Origin of the sequence: Veillonella parvula (assembly GCF_902810435.1) — a bacterium.
Taxonomy (GTDB): domain Bacteria; phylum Bacillota; class Negativicutes; order Veillonellales; family Veillonellaceae; genus Veillonella.
The window spans coordinates 31,401-48,030 of sequence record NZ_LR778174.1 but is presented as its reverse complement, the minus strand read 5'-3'; the positions used below and the strand labels follow the sequence as shown (position 1 = coordinate 48,030).

Below are 16,630 nucleotides of genomic sequence, written 5' to 3'. Positions count from 1 at the left end.
AATCAATTTCATATTTTTAGACTCTTCAGTTTAGTACTTTCATAGATAAGATAATTTTATATACAGAAAAATTATCATCTACACGTACACGACAAAAGCCGAGGCCCTAAAGAGCCTCGGCATTCACAATATAAACCATATATAAAAGTATTCTATTTTTTATTGACCCTTACACGTTCAATAGTTGGTTGCCCTTCATGATTCTTGGCAATGGTATCCACACGGAATAACGCCATTTCAGGACCAAATTCAGATACGAGACGATTATCGACGACAACACCATTTTGAATAGCACGGTACACAATTTGAGCAAATTCATAACGGGTCATCATACGATCCCCTCCGAATGTACCATCAGGATATCCTTCTACAAGACCACGTCGAGATAGATCACTAACTGCCGCATATGCCCAGTGATTATTCGGCACATCAGGGAATAATGTGCTGCGGTCTGCTTTCATATTAGTCCCGGCCAATCCATTCAAAAGAGCCGTCAACTTTTGAATCTGTGCATTTTGTACCGCTACAGTTTTCTTAAGTTCCAAAACTTCCTTACTGATGGCTACACGAGAACGAGATACATTACTGTGAGCACCTACTTTCACAGACATACCAGCATTCACAACAGTTTCGCCATTACCAACAGTAGATCCTACACTAAATTGCAAGTCCTCATTCGGTCTGTAGAAAGCCCCCAATGCAGCGGCGTTGCCATCATGGTAGTGTCCATAACCAGCAGCAAAGTCCCATTTTGCATCAGGATCGAAATCCAATGGATGCAAAGCGGCAAGTGCGGCCGCTCCGGCCACAGATTTGTTAACCTTTTTATCGAGACGAGCTACATTCCGCCCCATATTGGTTACATCCTGCTTGATATTAGTAATATCTCCCTGAATATTGGTTACATTCTGTTTAATGTTGGTCACATCACCTTGTATATTGTTAATATTTGTTGTGTTATTTGTAATCTGGTTTGTTATATCGTCAGATAGGCTTACCTTATAATCTTTGGTCGTTCCGTTCGTCGTAGTTGTCACATTAATATGCTTACCTGCACTGACGGTAGTAGAACCGGTTGCATTCACTTGATTTTGCAACTTTTTGAGCTGTGCCACATTCACCGCATCCGTATCCTTTGTGCCGGCTGCTACGGATGTAATCTGACGCGTAATGATGTAATCTGACGCGTAATATTGTTATTTACATCACCGACAGATACGGCCGATTTAGTCGCCTTCCACGTAGAATCTGTATTCGTAGACTGTGCTTTTGTGCTCGGATCATACCCAACGGACCCAGCCGCTACAGTAGACTTCGATTCACTACCCAATGCAACGCCACCCTCTACGGTTACATTCGTATTATGTCCGACAGCAACCGCATTATTAACAGATGTCGTAGTCTTGCTATCCGTGGAACCGATGAGAACCGCATGATTCGCATCTTTCACCTCACGATTATCCCCCATTACAAGACTGTTCTTAGAATTAGTCACCGTATTTTCAGACCCTATTACGGTCGTATTGGACACCTTATCCGCTGTATTGTGAAAGCCCGTCAACATGGTATTCGTACTTTCTTTGCCTTGAGAGCCAGTCAATGTGTTATTTACACCCATAAGTGCAGAGCGAAGTGTATAATCCGCCTTATTACCGCTACCAAATGCCATAGTAGAACCGCCACCATTAGAATTTTTGACAGCGGAACGTAATTTCTCAGATAATTCCTTAGCGGAATTACCGCCCGAACTTGGCGCTGAAATACTGGTTACAGAATTCGTTATTTCATTCCCAGCACCAAATACGAGAGACCCATTGGAGTTAAAGGTTCGATTGGCAGTACCTACAATACTGTTCGCAACACCCGAATAATAGCTACCCGTTTTCGATTCAATGCTATTCAATGTACCATTAATGGTGGCACCAAAATTCTTTGTATAATTTGCAAATCGTCCACCATTATAATCACTGGAGATAATATTATATACACCTGTACTTGTAGTGAAAGCCCCATTACTAAAGCTATTAGCACCAATTGTTGTAGCATATACATTTAATGCATCTTTTCTTGTGGATGCACTATCCACAGTAGTATCCCCAAGGTCCCCTTTATAATTATGAGACCCAATCATGGTACTACCGGTACGAGCAAATGTATTATCACCGATAGCGACACTACCTACCACCTTTGTAGGATCCGCAGGAATTCTGGCAGGAGAAAGCAGCCCCCCGCTATAGGTCGTTTGCCCTAACGCAAAACTAGCCTCTCCACCACCGGCCATATTTTCAACCTTTGCATTTTTACCGATAGCTATACTACCGCCCTGGCTAGCATAGTTATTAATACCTGCTCCATTGCCGATAGCTACATCACCTGTAGCCGTACTAGCACCGTTCGAGTAAGAAATGCCGGCACCTTTACCAATGGCTACGTTTTCCGCCTTCGGTGCACTACTGCCCGTACCGATAGCTACACCATTACCGCTGCCCGGTGCCACATCCACCGCTCCGGCCACATATAGGCTCGATAACAACACACCATTAATCAACACAGATAATATAAGTTTACGCTTGCTCATTTTATCCTCTCCATTCCCTAATGAATTCCACGTGTAACTTATTCTTCATTATATTTTCATGAATATTGTGCCACTCTTTTTCTATTTTGTAAACAAAATAAATTTTTATGAATTGATGTATAAAAAAGGAACTGTCTTTTCATACCAAATGACAATTATCTGATACTATAAAACAGCTCCTTATGTTGCTTTTATCTAAAAAATAAATATAGATTCTTATGCTACTTTTATCAAAATAATAAATATATATATATATCAATCTATCAATCAACGTGCACCGTATGTTGACGACGCACATTTTCCAACATATTAGCACGAACCGATGTTTTTGTATCCGATCGATGGTTACCACCAAACCAAGCCGTATCGACACCGGCTAGACGGAACATAACCTTACCGTAAGGGCTACCGTGCTTATGCTCCGGTTTATTATAGCCCATATCAACAGAAATCCTCGGTGTGAGCTGCAACTCGGTACCGATTCGCAAACCATGCTTATCCGCACTGTGCCGCAACTGCCAACGATAGGCCTCCATATACACGCGCGCCCAACGGGCATTCTTGAAGCTAGTCCCGTACTCCGCAGTATATCCGTTAGACACATTTTCCATGCGTGTCGCACCATCAAGGGAACGCTCACCAGACACACCGCGATACCAGTTCATGCGAAACGCACCAATCCCCGACACGTACTCCAGCCCGACACTCATGCGACCGTGATTGCCTCTGAACCGATGGTCATAAAACAGATTGCCACCGTAATAGTGTTCATCGTTCACTGCAATTCGGCGATAACCGATGCCTACATTCGCCGTCGTTCCTGTATCCGCTGCATTCGCCAACCGCTCCTGTGTAAACCACACATGACGAGATGTCTCATCATAATGACCTAACGGCTGCAATGTTTCCACACCGTACAAGGGCTTCCAGTTTTTCTGAAAGCGCAATGACAAGACGGTTCGCTGCATCCACGGTTTCGCCTTCGATCCGTGCATTGCGGAATGAACACCAGTCATGACCACCGCCTGCAACGCAGAGTTGACCGCATCCGTATCGGAATAACGAGTCGTCTTTTTATCTGTGGAGTCTGGCATCTCCAATCCGCCCTGACCGATGACATGATCTGGAGTATGAGATGAATTAACATGGAATGTATCTAAGTCGTCAGATAATACGGTCTTACTTTCACTATGAACTTGTTTTACCGTAGTCCCCTGCATAGGCTGCTCTGCTTTATTTACCTGCTCCCCCGATACGGGCATAACGAACATGCAAAGGGCACTCATCAACACGATTATATATTTCATTACACACTCTTACGTACAAACACACTTCTCATTACTTAATACCGTACATACTTAATTATGTACATAATACTTAATTACACACGATTACATATACCGATGACTCATGATTTCATCATGAACAACACATGAAATTATTTCTATTTTATATAAATATATAGAGAATTGTCAATGCATATAGATTGCAATTGATAGAATAAATAAATATTTAAACTTTATAATTATGTGTCAAAGATTTCTTATCAACTATAAATACCTATAGAATATATTGTATATTTATTGAAATTATGTGAATATTCTATTTACAATATACCTTTTTGGTATTATAGTAGCCATGTAAGTCTTTTTATGAAAGTTTTGTGAAAGTTTGTTTGTACACAAAGGAGTGTATACGATGAGTAAGAAACGTTTTGTATTAGCAAGTGTTGTAATGGTAGCTTTATCCGCCTCAGTTTATGCGGCGCCGGTTAATATCGTTGATAACAATGGTAACATCGGCAAGGAAGGTCAAACTTTCACCGCAGGAACAGGCGGCAACATCACCCTCGGTGAGAATGCCGGTGCGGCGAACGGAAAAGGAAAGGGGCCCAATGCCCAAGGCAATAACATAGCCTTAGGTTCAGCTGCTGGGGCCGGCTCATCAGGCGGTGGCAATATCAACCTTGGGGCGAAGTCATTTCGAGACAGTACTGGCGATTTTAACATAACCGTCGGTTTCGCCGCAGGTAATGCAAGCCAGTTGACGAACTCCATTGTCATGGGGACTCAATCAGGGGAAAAATCCGCAGGTGATAAAAACGTGTGGATTGGGAACTTCCAGGGTGCTAACAGTAAAGCCAGCAATTCTGTAGCCATCGGGTCAAATTCGACAGTAAATGGTCAGTTCAACCTTGCCGTAGGGCATTATGTGAATGTAAATGCCGCGAAAGGTTTGGCCGTAGGCTCTTATAACACACTATCTGAAAAAGCGACTGCATCTGGCGTATTCGGTCAAGGCCAATACGGTAAAACAGCTATTGATGCGGCCAATTCTTACAGTATAGGTAATTACAACCATATTTCTGGAGAAAACACCTTTGTTCTCGGCAATAATGTGACTACCTCTCTAAAAAACGGAGTTGTCCTTGGCAATGATTCCGCTGACGGCGATGTAGTCGGTACAGCAAGTCATACCTTTGAAAATGGTACTACCGTCAACTATGCCGGCACTGCCCCTGTATCAACAGTATCCGTAGGGGCTAAGGGCAAGGAACGGACGATCACCAATCTCGCAGCAGGTCGCGTGAGTGCTACCTCTACAGATGCGGTCAACGGATCCCAACTCTACGGCGTTCATCAAATGATTGATACCCTTGGTAAAAGTACAAGTCAACAGCTTAATAATTCTATTAGCACTATTGAAAAATCTGTACAACATGTATCTCAAGAGGTACAACGTGTTGAATCGGAATCCAATAAAGGTGATGCTCGTGCCGCTGCATTAGCTGCATTACATCCATTACCATATGATCCGGATAATCGCGTTCAATACATGGCGGGCTACGGTCATTATAAAAATGCAAATGCAGTAGCTCTAGGTGTAGGCTATTATCACAAAGATAATCTTTTACTCACCACAGGGTTTACGATGAACAATCACGTTATGGCCAATGTAGGCATCACCTATAGACCAGGAAAATCTTTATCTACTGCTATGTCCCCTGCCTCTTATAACGCACTAGAACAACGCGTACAAGCATTAGAAGCTCAAAATAAAGATCTACAAGAAACAGTAAAACGCTTAGTAGACAAACTTGAAAAATAATAAGATCCCTTTATGGTAGTCCTATGACTACTTTCACAAAAACACACTAAAACCAAAAAGCTGTACACACATAATCGATTTTTGAACCGCCTTTGATGTTACATTCGTTTTGACATCAAAGCCGTTCAGTCTAATCTATGTATGTACAGCTTTTATCATTATTTATATGTAGTTATTATAATAATGTATTTCATCTCAATTTGACGATATATATTTTTATCCCTATAATATAAGTAGATAGCCAGACGAGTGGTTCCGTTAGGCTCATCTCAGAACTATAAATAATTGATGAAATGGCCTTTCAGTTATCCAGTTACTGGTAACGAAGGGCTATTTGTCTTTTCCAAGACAAATAAGAGCCACAAGTGCTCCAAAGGCAATAACTACAGTTATTACCTCTAGAATTAGCATGATTAACTCATAATCACTCATAGACACCCCTCCCTTCATTAACGAAGAGAGGCCCAACCTCGTTGGCTATCCTAATCCTATTATAAGTCGAACTAATGCTCGATACAATAAGAAACGTTTTAAAGAAATATATGAATGAATCAATAGACGACTTTACCTGTCATGCAATTATCGATGTACTAAAATCGCTCCTATCTATTAATAATTCGCTTAAAATTTATGTGTAAATCCTGCATTTACAGACCAACCGGCCTTATAATCACCAGATAGACCTGTACTAATATCAGCAAAGATGCTGTTATTTGCATTAAAACCGTAGCGACCTCCAAAGGCTAAATCTGTCCAAGTGCCTTTAATGTCCTCGGAAGTGTATTTAGTAGTAGCACCACTAGTATATGTAGTTTTTACTGTACCAGAGAATGCATGGTTAACACCAAGACGAGTATATAGATTACCTGCGCCGAAATGTTTACCGATTTCAAGGCCAAGACCGCCTACTGTACTGCTCACACCAGACTGATCTACTTTCATACTGCCAGCATTGAAGCTATCACCACCAAAGTGAGTATAGCTCAATTGTGCTTGTGGCTCGATATATGTACCATTAGAAAGTTTCACGGTTTTACCATAGCGTGCACCAATTGTATACGCATTAGCTTTAGTCTCACCAGAAAATTTTTCACCAATCTCATTACGAACAGTGAAATCGTTAGATGCACGACCTACTTGGGACTCAATATGGATATATTGGTTGTTACCAAGATTTTTCAAACCATACGCACCAACAGCAAAGGCTTTTTCCTTACCAGAGCCGTTGAAAACGTAATCATCGTTACCACGAAGATAAGAAACTTGACCACCTACGGTCCAACCGCTACCAGTTTTAGCATCGTAACCACCTTGGATACGCGTGTATGTTGTATCTGTATCGATTCCGCTTCCATTAAAGTTGTATTTACCTCCACCAACGCGAGCCCAAATACCTGTTGGTTCACCTTGTTGTAATACGCGTGAACGATACATATTATCTGTCAACGTTCTCCAACCATTAATATTACTCATGATGGCGGAACGAGTACCACGCATATGTGGCGTATCAAAGGCACCCATATTGACATTCATCTGAGGATTCTGCTCAAGAGCTGGTACTTGTTTTTCCTCAGTTTTTGGAGTCGGTTGCGGTGTTGGTTTCACTTCCGGCTTAGGTGTTGGAACCGGAGCCGGTTTTACCTCAGGCTTCGGAGTCGGTTGCGGTGCTGGTTTCACTTCCGGCTTAGGTGTTGGAACCGGAGCCGGTTTTACCTCAGGCTTCGGAGTTGGTTGCGGTGTTGGTTTCACTTCCGGCTTAGGCGTTGGAACTGGAGCCGGTTTTACCTCAGGCTTCGGAGTCGGTTGCGGTGCTGGCTTTACCTCAGGCTTAGGCGTTGGTACCGGAGCCGGTTTCACCTCAGGCTTCGGAGTCGGTTGCACCTTACCATACTCATATTTACCCTGACCATTTTTATCGGCCTGCCACGTAACAGCACCTTCCTTAGCATAACCTTCGGTTAATACTTTAAAACGCGCAGATTCAGCACCTTCAGAAGCAATAGCAACCGTGCCTTGAAGATTTCTTTCACCATTTACATAATTATGGTAGTACACCTTATGCGCCAAATTATCCAAAACTTTATTTACATTGTCCTCAGTAGACAAGTCTAAGCCCTTACGACTCGTGTACATATGAGCACCGGAATTAGGTGCCGCACTTGTAATATGAACATCACCACCCCAGAATGATTCTGGAGTCAATCCATTTACAATATTTTCACGCTCTTTATAACTTGGATCCTCTTTATCATCATACTCACCATTTGGATCATACACAAAATTTACATGGCCTTCTAATTTATCAATGTGAATTTCATTATGCTCACTTTGAGTTACTATGGATTCAAAATTACGATTTTTTGAACCGACCAAACGATGTACACGGCTTGGAGTTGTCATTGTGCTATAACTAGTACCATTCAAACCGCCTTGATACATATGGTCCCAATAACCACGATCACCAAGAAATACATTGATATGGTTTGGCTGTTTTGCATTCTTATCTGCTAAGTTGAGAGCAAAGCCAGTCCATAGTACTTCATCACTATCTACACCGATATTAATTTCAGATGGATGTGTATTGCTACCATCGATACGTACATCGCCTTCAATGGACATATCATGGCCAGTAAAATTACCCTTATTACCATCTACGCCGAGATTTACAGTACCGCCTTTAGTAATAACAAGTGGATTACTGTCACGACCAACTTGAAGATCGCCATTTTTAATATTCACAGTACTTCCATTTTGACTAGTAATGATAGTCTTTCGTCCATCCATTAGTCTACCAGATACATAATCTGCATTAATAGTACTCTTATTATCTGCATCAATTCCAAACAGTGTCCCTTGTACCTTTCCCAAGTTTAAAGTTTCACCTTTAACAGCACTAACAACAGGATATTCTGCCATTACATACGGCACTACAGAGCTAGCAATCGTCAGGGCAATCGCTAAGGATAAATTCGCTTTACACATGCGTTTCATAATAACCCTCTCTTATTCACACTATAAATTATAATTAAACATTTTTAATTATAATTTATAAGGCTATTATTGTAAACATAAGAAAACTGTTTCATCATCAAAAAATAATAAATAACAAAAAAAGGCGGCACCTAAGTGCTGCTCATAATTATAAAAAAATCTATTGAAAGCTATATTATCATTTATTCGAATTTGACGATATATATCTTTATCCCTTTAATATAGGTAGATAGCCAGACGAGTAGTTCTGTCGGGCTCATCCCAAAAGAATAAAGAATATGATGGAATGGCCTTTCAGTTCTCCAGTCACTGGTAACGAAGGGCTATTTTCTTTTTCCAAAGCAAAAGAAAAGGCAGAGATTATGTAACATGTCCTCCATTACTAGATGTTCAGTAATGGAGGACATATCAATAATTCCTGCCTTTTTTGTTTATCTACGGGCCACGCGCATGGCTGCCATCATGCCTGGCGACTTCCATACAGATTGGCCATTATCCGATACGAGTTTATTATTATCGTAAAATACGTCTGCATTGTAATAGTTGTCATCACTAGATGTCACTTTGTAGCTAAGACCTGCTGTTGTGTACACCGTAAAGTTGAGTATATCCCCCACCCGTTTTACAGAGTCTTGATCTACATACCAGTTATTACCAAGATACGTCGTAGCATACACATCTTGACGAGCTTCTACATCATTTGTGCTAATGCCAATTAATACAAGCAACGCCGCTAATATATATAAAAATTTACGCATTATAATTACCTCCCGTTTTATGGTAAGAATACTTATATATTATACCAAAAAACACTGATAATCGCATTATAATGGCACTACTTTCTCAACCCTTGACTGAATTCGCTCGAGGCTCGGCGTGATTGCTTTCATCACAGGTTTTTCTATGAAATCTAACCGCACATAGTCTACAATCATACCGATGACAAAAATAAGCACCACTACAAGAACTGCATACAGAGGTAATAGTATTGAATCATAGTACTGATACGTTGCTAATACATTGTCCCACATGTAATGAAGGAATAGCTTATTATCATGCAATAGGTATATACCAAAGGTAGTAGATGCTACCGCATTAATCCAAGGGTGATAAGTGATCTTTGCTTTCAAAAAAATAATAAATACGCCAATGCCTAATAGCAATTGAAAGAAGCCATAATCATTTTGCGTAAAGTAGAAAATCTGTTTCATATACACTGGATTCGTCATAGCTAGTACATCGACGAGGATATCCCCTAGAAAGGCCCCTACAAAGCCTATGGCGGTAAAAATAATACCTATTTTCTTTGTTATATGTGAGCCGTGCAGCTTAATGTACGCCCCCATCGAATAGAATACAATAAAGGAAAAAATATGTTTAAATCCAAAGGTAGTATGCGGTACATTAGGCCACAAATTCAGCGCCGTCGGTATTAAGAACCAGATTACCGTGGAAACCACTAGGAGCATAACGTAATATTTATGCTGCAGCCAATGAAGCACTCGATTAATAATAGGCGTTAATAAATAGAGTACTAAAAAGTTCTGGGCAAACCAACTCATGGCACCAATGGGCAATAAAGCGAGCATCATATTCCTTGACGTCACCGTATCGAGTCCTAAACCCATAGCTACGCCCAGCATGGCAATGCTGTAAAGCCAAATCTGCCCTACTAACTTCGCAAACTTGTGCAGCTTAAAACTACTAAAAACCATAAAATAGCCTGTTATCATAACAAAGGCGACTACACCAGCCTTACCTCCAAGACCAAATACTTGGAGAAACACCTTATTAAACGTTAAATCTGGTGTAAAGGGGAAACAACCGTGCACGCTAAAATGGTGCATAATAATTAGTATCATCGAAATGATACGCAACAACTCAATATTGCTCGCTCTCATTCTCTATACCTCATATTTCTTCTCTCAAACTATATGAATACTACACCAGCTGGTAATTACCAAAATGACTTGTATACATCATAAAATACATGAAATATATGAGAATGTTGTGACAAATTTTACACATAAAAAAGACAGCTGATATAATCAACTGTCCTTACAAATTATATATTATCAAGTTACTCTAATATACTTATTTTTAACATATACGATTCGGTACGACTATTTTTTACCCTTATGAGATGTTCTTCTGGAATTTGTTTAAATCTATTAAAAATAGTACCTCTACTTTTACCACAAGCATTCATAATTTCAGCTTTACTAATACCAGCACCTAAGGAAAATAATCGAGCTTGTAATAATAAGAAATATATCTCTTGAAGCAGTGAATCTTTGATATGTTGAACTTCAAAAAATGCTTCTAATTTAAATTTCTCTTCAACTAACCGATTTATGCGCTTATCTAATAGCTCAATCGCACTATCTATCGTTCTTTCAATAAGTGAAATAAAGGCAATTACAAATGTTGTTAAATCGCCCCCATTAATCTCGGCTGTAGTCATTTTAAAAGCATCATAGTATTGTTTTTTATTATTATTAATTACAGCCGATAAACGTAATGCAATAAGAGGATGATAATATTTTGCCAAATAGGCTGTTGAAATAAAACGATTAGTACGCCCATTTCCATCATAGAAAGGGTGAATATATCCAAAATAGTAATGGAATATAGCTACTCTAATTGGTAACACTAAATCCTCATTATTAAGAATTCCTAGCGCTCGATCCAACTCTATAATAATATCTGACTCTGGCCATGTCCCTCTATGAATTATTTTATCTTGATGATTCACTATATCTACAGAATCACGTCTAAACAACTCGCCGTCTGGCTGATTTTTCTTTTCTATTTCATTGCTGATAATATCATCAAATAAATCTCTAATATCTTTACTACTTTCAAACTTAAATCCATGAGGATTATCTAAAATAGACTGATACTTAGCAATAATACTTGAAAATCTTAATTTATCATTCTGACTATTCTGTATAGCCGCCCTAATCTCTTTACGACTACTATAAACACCTTCAATATCATTACTTGCTTTGATTTCAGTAGATAAAAATGTATTCATTACATGCAAAATCATAACTGTAGGAACCTTGGAAACTAAATTGATAAAAGCACTTTTTTTAGATTCTAATGATAATAAAAGCTGAACTAATACAGGATGATATATAAAAAAAGCATCATATGTATTACGTCTATTATATTCATGAATGGGAATAGGCAAGGAGATAGAGCTTTCAGAATTACGACGATTATCTAATATGCGCTGCCAATCAGAAGGTTGTTTATAGTATATTTTATACATAGGTTCAAACTTCATACTATCTCTCCAATCTTTCCTGCAGGATCATAAAATATGATGTACAAAACGATAATATTTTATACTCTAATCTAATTCCTTCAAAATTAATGTTCAAAAACTTCATTTTTTAGACATTAATTTATTAAATTATAGTATTTACGTATAAAAAAATCAAATTTTAAACATAAACTACTCAATAATTTAGGGCAAATACATTACTAATTCCATTGACACCTATATAAAATGGGGCTGTAACAAAACAGCCCCTAAATACTAAAAAAGCTGTTAGAAGAAAATCTAAAGCTCCTCCGTATATTTTATATAAGATTTATCTATATTATGTCCAACGTCTTGTATTCTATACATGTGAGGTAACAACAATACTTATCTTATTATTATCATCATAATTTATTGTCTTTTACTAAATTAGCAATTTTATTTACCACATTAGTAGTTGAGTATCCGTCTTTAAAAGATAGAATTTGTACTGAGTCTACAAATTCACGTCCAATTACTTCATCTACTTTATAGTCTCCACCCTTAACAAGTATGTTAGGTCGAATAGTTTCTAATAATTGGAATGGAGTATCTTCATCAAAAAGTACAACACCATCGACACAACCCAAAGCACTCAATAAATAAGCCCTATCTTCTCCCTCTACTAAAGGACGAGTTTCCCCTTTAAGGCGCCTTACGGAAGCATCAGAGTTTAGGCCTATAATAAGTCGATCACCTAGTTGAGCCGCTTCTTGCAAGTACGTAATATGCCCTCTATGAAGAATATCAAAGCATCCATTAGTAAAAACAACTGTATCTCCTTGATCTTGCCATTGTCGAACTAAAGTCTTCATTTCTTCCCAAGAATAGAGTGACTTTTCTATAGATTTTCCTTCTTGAAGAGACATCCACAAATCAATTAATTCTTGTCGATGAATAGGATAAGTACCCACTTTAGATACTACAATACCAGCTGCCCCATTAGCTACATGAAGAGCTGTCCGCATAGAAAGATTAGCCGCGATAGAGCAAATCATCGTAGCCACAACTGTATCACCAGCACCAGATACATCAAAAACATCTTGTTGAGTAGCTGGATTATGCCAAATCCGGCCATCTCTAGCAATAACAGAGATACCCTTTTCAGATCTAGTAGCAATAATATATTGAATATTATTAGTATCTAGAGCCTCTTTAGCTGCAGTCACTATATTATCATCATCATTTCTAATAGAATAACCAACTCGTTCAGATAACTCCTTCACATTAGGAGTAATAAAGGTAGCCCCATCATACTTATTCCACTGAGCTCCCTTAGGATCAACAATAGTTGGTATCATATATTGATTAGCCAAGTTGAAAATTTGTCTTAAAAGAGTGTCTGTGCAAACCCCTTTTCCATAATCAGAGATAACAATTCCATCTAATCCTTTTTGGCAGAGAATAGTCAGCCAACGAATGAGTGCCTCCTCTTCCTGTTGGTCAACATCTCGAACTGTTTCAAAGTCTAGCCGCATCATTTGTTGACGAGCACCTAAAATTCGCATCTTAGTTATGGTAGATCTTTCATTAGAGATCACTACGCCACTTTTATCAATACCATTAGAATCTAATAAGTCTTGTAAAAGATTTCCATGGGTATCTTGTCCCGCGACTCCACCGACATATACATGAACATCCAAATTGGCAAGATTCGCAGCAACATTTGCGGCCCCACCAAGGACTTCTTTCATCTGTTTTACTCGATTCACAGGGACTGGAGCTTCTGGAGATATACGACTTACATCACCAAAGACATAACGATCTACCATAAGATCACCAATGACAGCTATACGAAGATTCGGCAGACTATCATGTAAGAACTTATTAATAGTTTTCTTAATCATAGTCTTCCTCAACAATCTCACAGATAATATGTCCTACCATTATATGCATTTCTTGAATGCGAGCTGTGGTCTTAGATGGAACGGCTATTACGGCATCACAAAGAGCACCAAGTTTGCCGCCACCTTCACCAGTAAATGCAATTGTTTTTAGACCTTTCTGTTTTGCTAGTTCTGTGGCCTTAACCACGTTCTTAGAATTTCCTGATGTAGAAATGCCTATTAATACATCTCCAGCCTGTCCCAAACCAGCTACTTGACGAGAAAAGACATCATCATAAGAATAGTCATTAGCTACAGCTGTCAAAATAGAAGTATCTGTTGTAAGAGCAATAGCAGGTAAAGACTCCCGTTCTTTTACAAAACGTCCTACCAATTCAGCTGCCAAATGTTGAGCATCAGCAGCTGATCCCCCATTACCACAGAAAAGAATTTTATGTCCTTTATCAAGAGCATTCTTACATATATCCGCAACTACTCGAATCTCTTCAATATAATTACGCATCTTCGTATGAGTATCTAAATGATCATCAAATCTTTGTGTAATAATATCCATAAGTAATGTCTCCTATTAATAAAATGAACTAATATTTATAGCAATTATATGCACTATACATTCTCATGATTACCCTTTTTTAATACCTGATGCACAGTATCCATCACTTGTTGTGGAGTAATTTCTGTTAAGCAACGACGGTGATTACAATGAAGGTATTGATTTGTTCCAAAGCAATATTTACAATCGGTCTCATATTCTACAAAATAACTACAATCTGAAAAAGCTCCTATATATTTAGGATTTGTAGGCCCAAATATAGATATTGTAGGTACTGATAAAGCACCTGCAATATGTTGCATACCAGTATCAATACCTATAGAACAGGTACATCGTTTTATAGCAGCCATACTTTGTTTAATACTACATTTCCCCACTAAATTTATAACATGTGGTAACTTTAAAAACTCGGTTAGCTCTTCTAATAAGAGTATCTCTTGAGGCCCTCCAATTAGTACAATTTGATTTCCATCTTTTATCAATAAGTCTAAAAGATTATGCATCTTTGTAATGCCCCACGCTTTTGGAAAAACACGACCAACCCTTAGCCAACGATTAGTAAAAGAGGGGTCTGCATTACCAATACATAAACCAATAATAGGTCTTGATTGGTCTAAACTATCAAAATAATGACATATGGATTTATCACTATCAGTATCTACATATAACTGTGGTCTTAATTCATCATTAAACTCTAAACCTAACGTCTTCACATTAGCTTCCACAAAATGCATATCATAGTCATATTTATTAGTGCCCGAAGCTTGAAAACCTATATGTTGTTTTACCCCACATAATTTCATAAAAAGTTGTGATTTTTTTACTGGTGTAATGCCAGCACTAATCCCTATATCAAAATTTTGTTTTCTTAAATTCATTATTGTTTTAAATGTTGTATATATATTCTTATATACATCAAGAACAATAATCTTATCTATGGAAATATATGAAGATTCAACAATATCACGGCCTGAATTCATCTTACAAAGTACTGTTAGCTTTGCATCAGGATATAAATACCGCACTCCTTTTAATAATGCTAAAGCACATACAGTATCACCTAAACCATGCATAATTTCTACTAAAATATTTAATTGTTTAGTATTAGCCTTTACTGTATTCACAATAGAGCTCCTCTAAACGTTTTACTTCTTTATGTATATCATAACCATTACGACTAATAATATCATTTACACCTATACGTGAAATAAAATTATTAGATTTTTGATAAATTTGTTCTGTTTCATTTATCCATAGATTTATATCATTTTCTGTAATATTTAATTTTTTTGCTAATGTATTATCTACGACAGCTTCATCTGGTATAAAATTACTCATCAAAATTGGTAGCTTTTCAGCTTGAGCCTCAATTGCCACTAATCCTAAACCTTCATACCAAGAAGGAAAGTAAAATATATCAAATAAACTATATAATTTATGTACATCCTTCCGTAAACCTAAATAAGTCACTCTTGTGGATAAACCTAAATTCTCAATTTTTTGTAAGATATGTTCTCTCAATGGCCCATCACCAACTAGAACAAGATGTGCTGAGGGAATTTTATGAACTATATTATTAAATATTTGTATCAAATATTCATGATTTTTTTGATACATAAATCTACCTATATGTCCAATAATAAACTTATTCTCTAACCCTAATTCTTCACGAAGCTTATTTCGATAATTCTCATTAAATTGAAATTTTTCGACTTCAATTGCATTTTTAATAATTTCTACATTTTTATCACTTCCAAATAACCAACAAGCTGCAATTTTACTACAAGCAAATTGACGATTAGCTACAAATGTCGAAAATGGACGTAATACTAATTTCATAAGATTTCGCTTTATTTCACTTTTAACAGTAGTACTATGCCCATGTAAAATACGAACCTTAGCACCTGCTAGCCATGAAGGTAATAGTGAAAATATACCAAGGGTTGTCATATGGCAATGAACGATATTATATTTATTCTCTCTTACTATATTATAGATACTATACATAAAGCCAAAAATATTTTTATAATAGGCTGGAATCTTATAAACTCTACCACCCATCTTTTCAACAATATCTGTAATATCTACTTTATCATTGTCGTGAACAACAAAGTCAAATTGTACCTTAGAATGATCTATATTCTTATAATAGTTCATCACAACCGTTTCTACACCACCACCAACTAAAATTCCAATGATATGTAAAATACGTATAGGTTTACTCTCCATATTAATTCCTCTTT

General features: G+C 37.8%; 10 protein-coding genes and 1 pseudogene. 1 reads left to right on the top strand and 10 read right to left on the bottom strand.

What is annotated here, in order from left to right; genetic code table 11:
* Positions 1-152: 152 nt before the first annotated feature.
* A pseudogene (locus FNLLGLLA_RS00175) lies at positions 153-2,578 on the bottom strand (S-layer homology domain-containing protein).
* Positions 2,579-2,841: 263 nt separating this feature from the next.
* Positions 2,842-3,546, bottom strand: a complete 705-nt coding sequence (locus FNLLGLLA_RS00170; RefSeq protein ID WP_232055017.1) for an inverse autotransporter beta domain-containing protein — start codon at positions 3,544-3,546, stop codon at positions 2,842-2,844.
* A gap of 730 nt (positions 3,547-4,276) precedes the next feature.
* Here FNLLGLLA_RS00170 and FNLLGLLA_RS00165 point away from each other — a divergent pair.
* Positions 4,277-5,686 carry a YadA-like family protein gene (locus FNLLGLLA_RS00165; protein ID WP_008601786.1) on the top strand — a complete coding sequence of 470 codons (1,410 nt, stop codon included), beginning with the start codon at positions 4,277-4,279 and terminating at the stop codon, positions 5,684-5,686.
* 621 nt (positions 5,687-6,307) lie between these two features.
* Here the strand turns inward: FNLLGLLA_RS00165 and FNLLGLLA_RS00160 are convergent.
* The 8 genes from FNLLGLLA_RS00160 to FNLLGLLA_RS00125 all read right to left on the bottom strand — a co-directional run bounded on the left by FNLLGLLA_RS00160 (position 6,308) and on the right by FNLLGLLA_RS00125 (position 16,616).
* Complete coding sequence (locus tag FNLLGLLA_RS00160) at positions 6,308-8,677, bottom strand: autotransporter outer membrane beta-barrel domain-containing protein (protein WP_008601788.1); 2,370 nt, start codon at positions 8,675-8,677, stop codon at positions 6,308-6,310.
* Positions 8,678-9,108: 431 nt separating this feature from the next.
* Positions 9,109-9,435, bottom strand: a complete 327-nt coding sequence (locus tag FNLLGLLA_RS00155; protein ID WP_008601791.1) for a hypothetical protein — start codon at positions 9,433-9,435, stop codon at positions 9,109-9,111.
* Between the two features lie 66 nt (positions 9,436-9,501).
* Positions 9,502-10,578, bottom strand: coding sequence for an acyltransferase (locus FNLLGLLA_RS00150; protein ID WP_156697408.1), 1,077 nt, complete (start codon positions 10,576-10,578; stop codon positions 9,502-9,504).
* A 179-nt stretch (positions 10,579-10,757) separates the two neighbouring features.
* The gene (locus FNLLGLLA_RS00145) at positions 10,758-11,969 is read right to left on the bottom strand and encodes a Fic family protein (protein ID WP_156697407.1); all 1,212 of its coding nucleotides are present in this window, start codon (positions 11,967-11,969) and stop codon (positions 10,758-10,760) included.
* A 383-nt stretch (positions 11,970-12,352) separates the two neighbouring features.
* Positions 12,353-13,834: a D-glycero-beta-D-manno-heptose-7-phosphate kinase gene (gene rfaE1, locus FNLLGLLA_RS00140; RefSeq protein WP_156697406.1), complete on the bottom strand. Its 1,482-nt coding sequence runs from the start codon at positions 13,832-13,834 to the stop codon at positions 12,353-12,355.
* Entirely contained in the window at positions 13,827-14,387 is a 561-nt protein-coding gene (gene gmhA, locus FNLLGLLA_RS00135) for a D-sedoheptulose 7-phosphate isomerase (RefSeq protein WP_156697405.1), read from the bottom strand. The genes rfaE1 and gmhA overlap by 8 nt, the downstream gene beginning before the upstream one ends.
* A gap of 53 nt (positions 14,388-14,440) precedes the next feature.
* On the bottom strand, positions 14,441-15,511 hold the full coding sequence (locus tag FNLLGLLA_RS00130; RefSeq protein WP_156697404.1) for a glycosyltransferase family 9 protein: 1,071 nt from the start codon (positions 15,509-15,511) through the stop codon (positions 14,441-14,443).
* Positions 15,492-16,616 (bottom strand): glycosyltransferase family 1 protein, encoded by a 1,125-nt coding sequence (locus FNLLGLLA_RS00125; protein WP_156697403.1) that lies wholly within the window; start codon positions 16,614-16,616, stop codon positions 15,492-15,494. The genes FNLLGLLA_RS00130 and FNLLGLLA_RS00125 overlap by 20 nt, the downstream gene beginning before the upstream one ends.
* Positions 16,617-16,630: the final 14 nt, after the last annotated feature.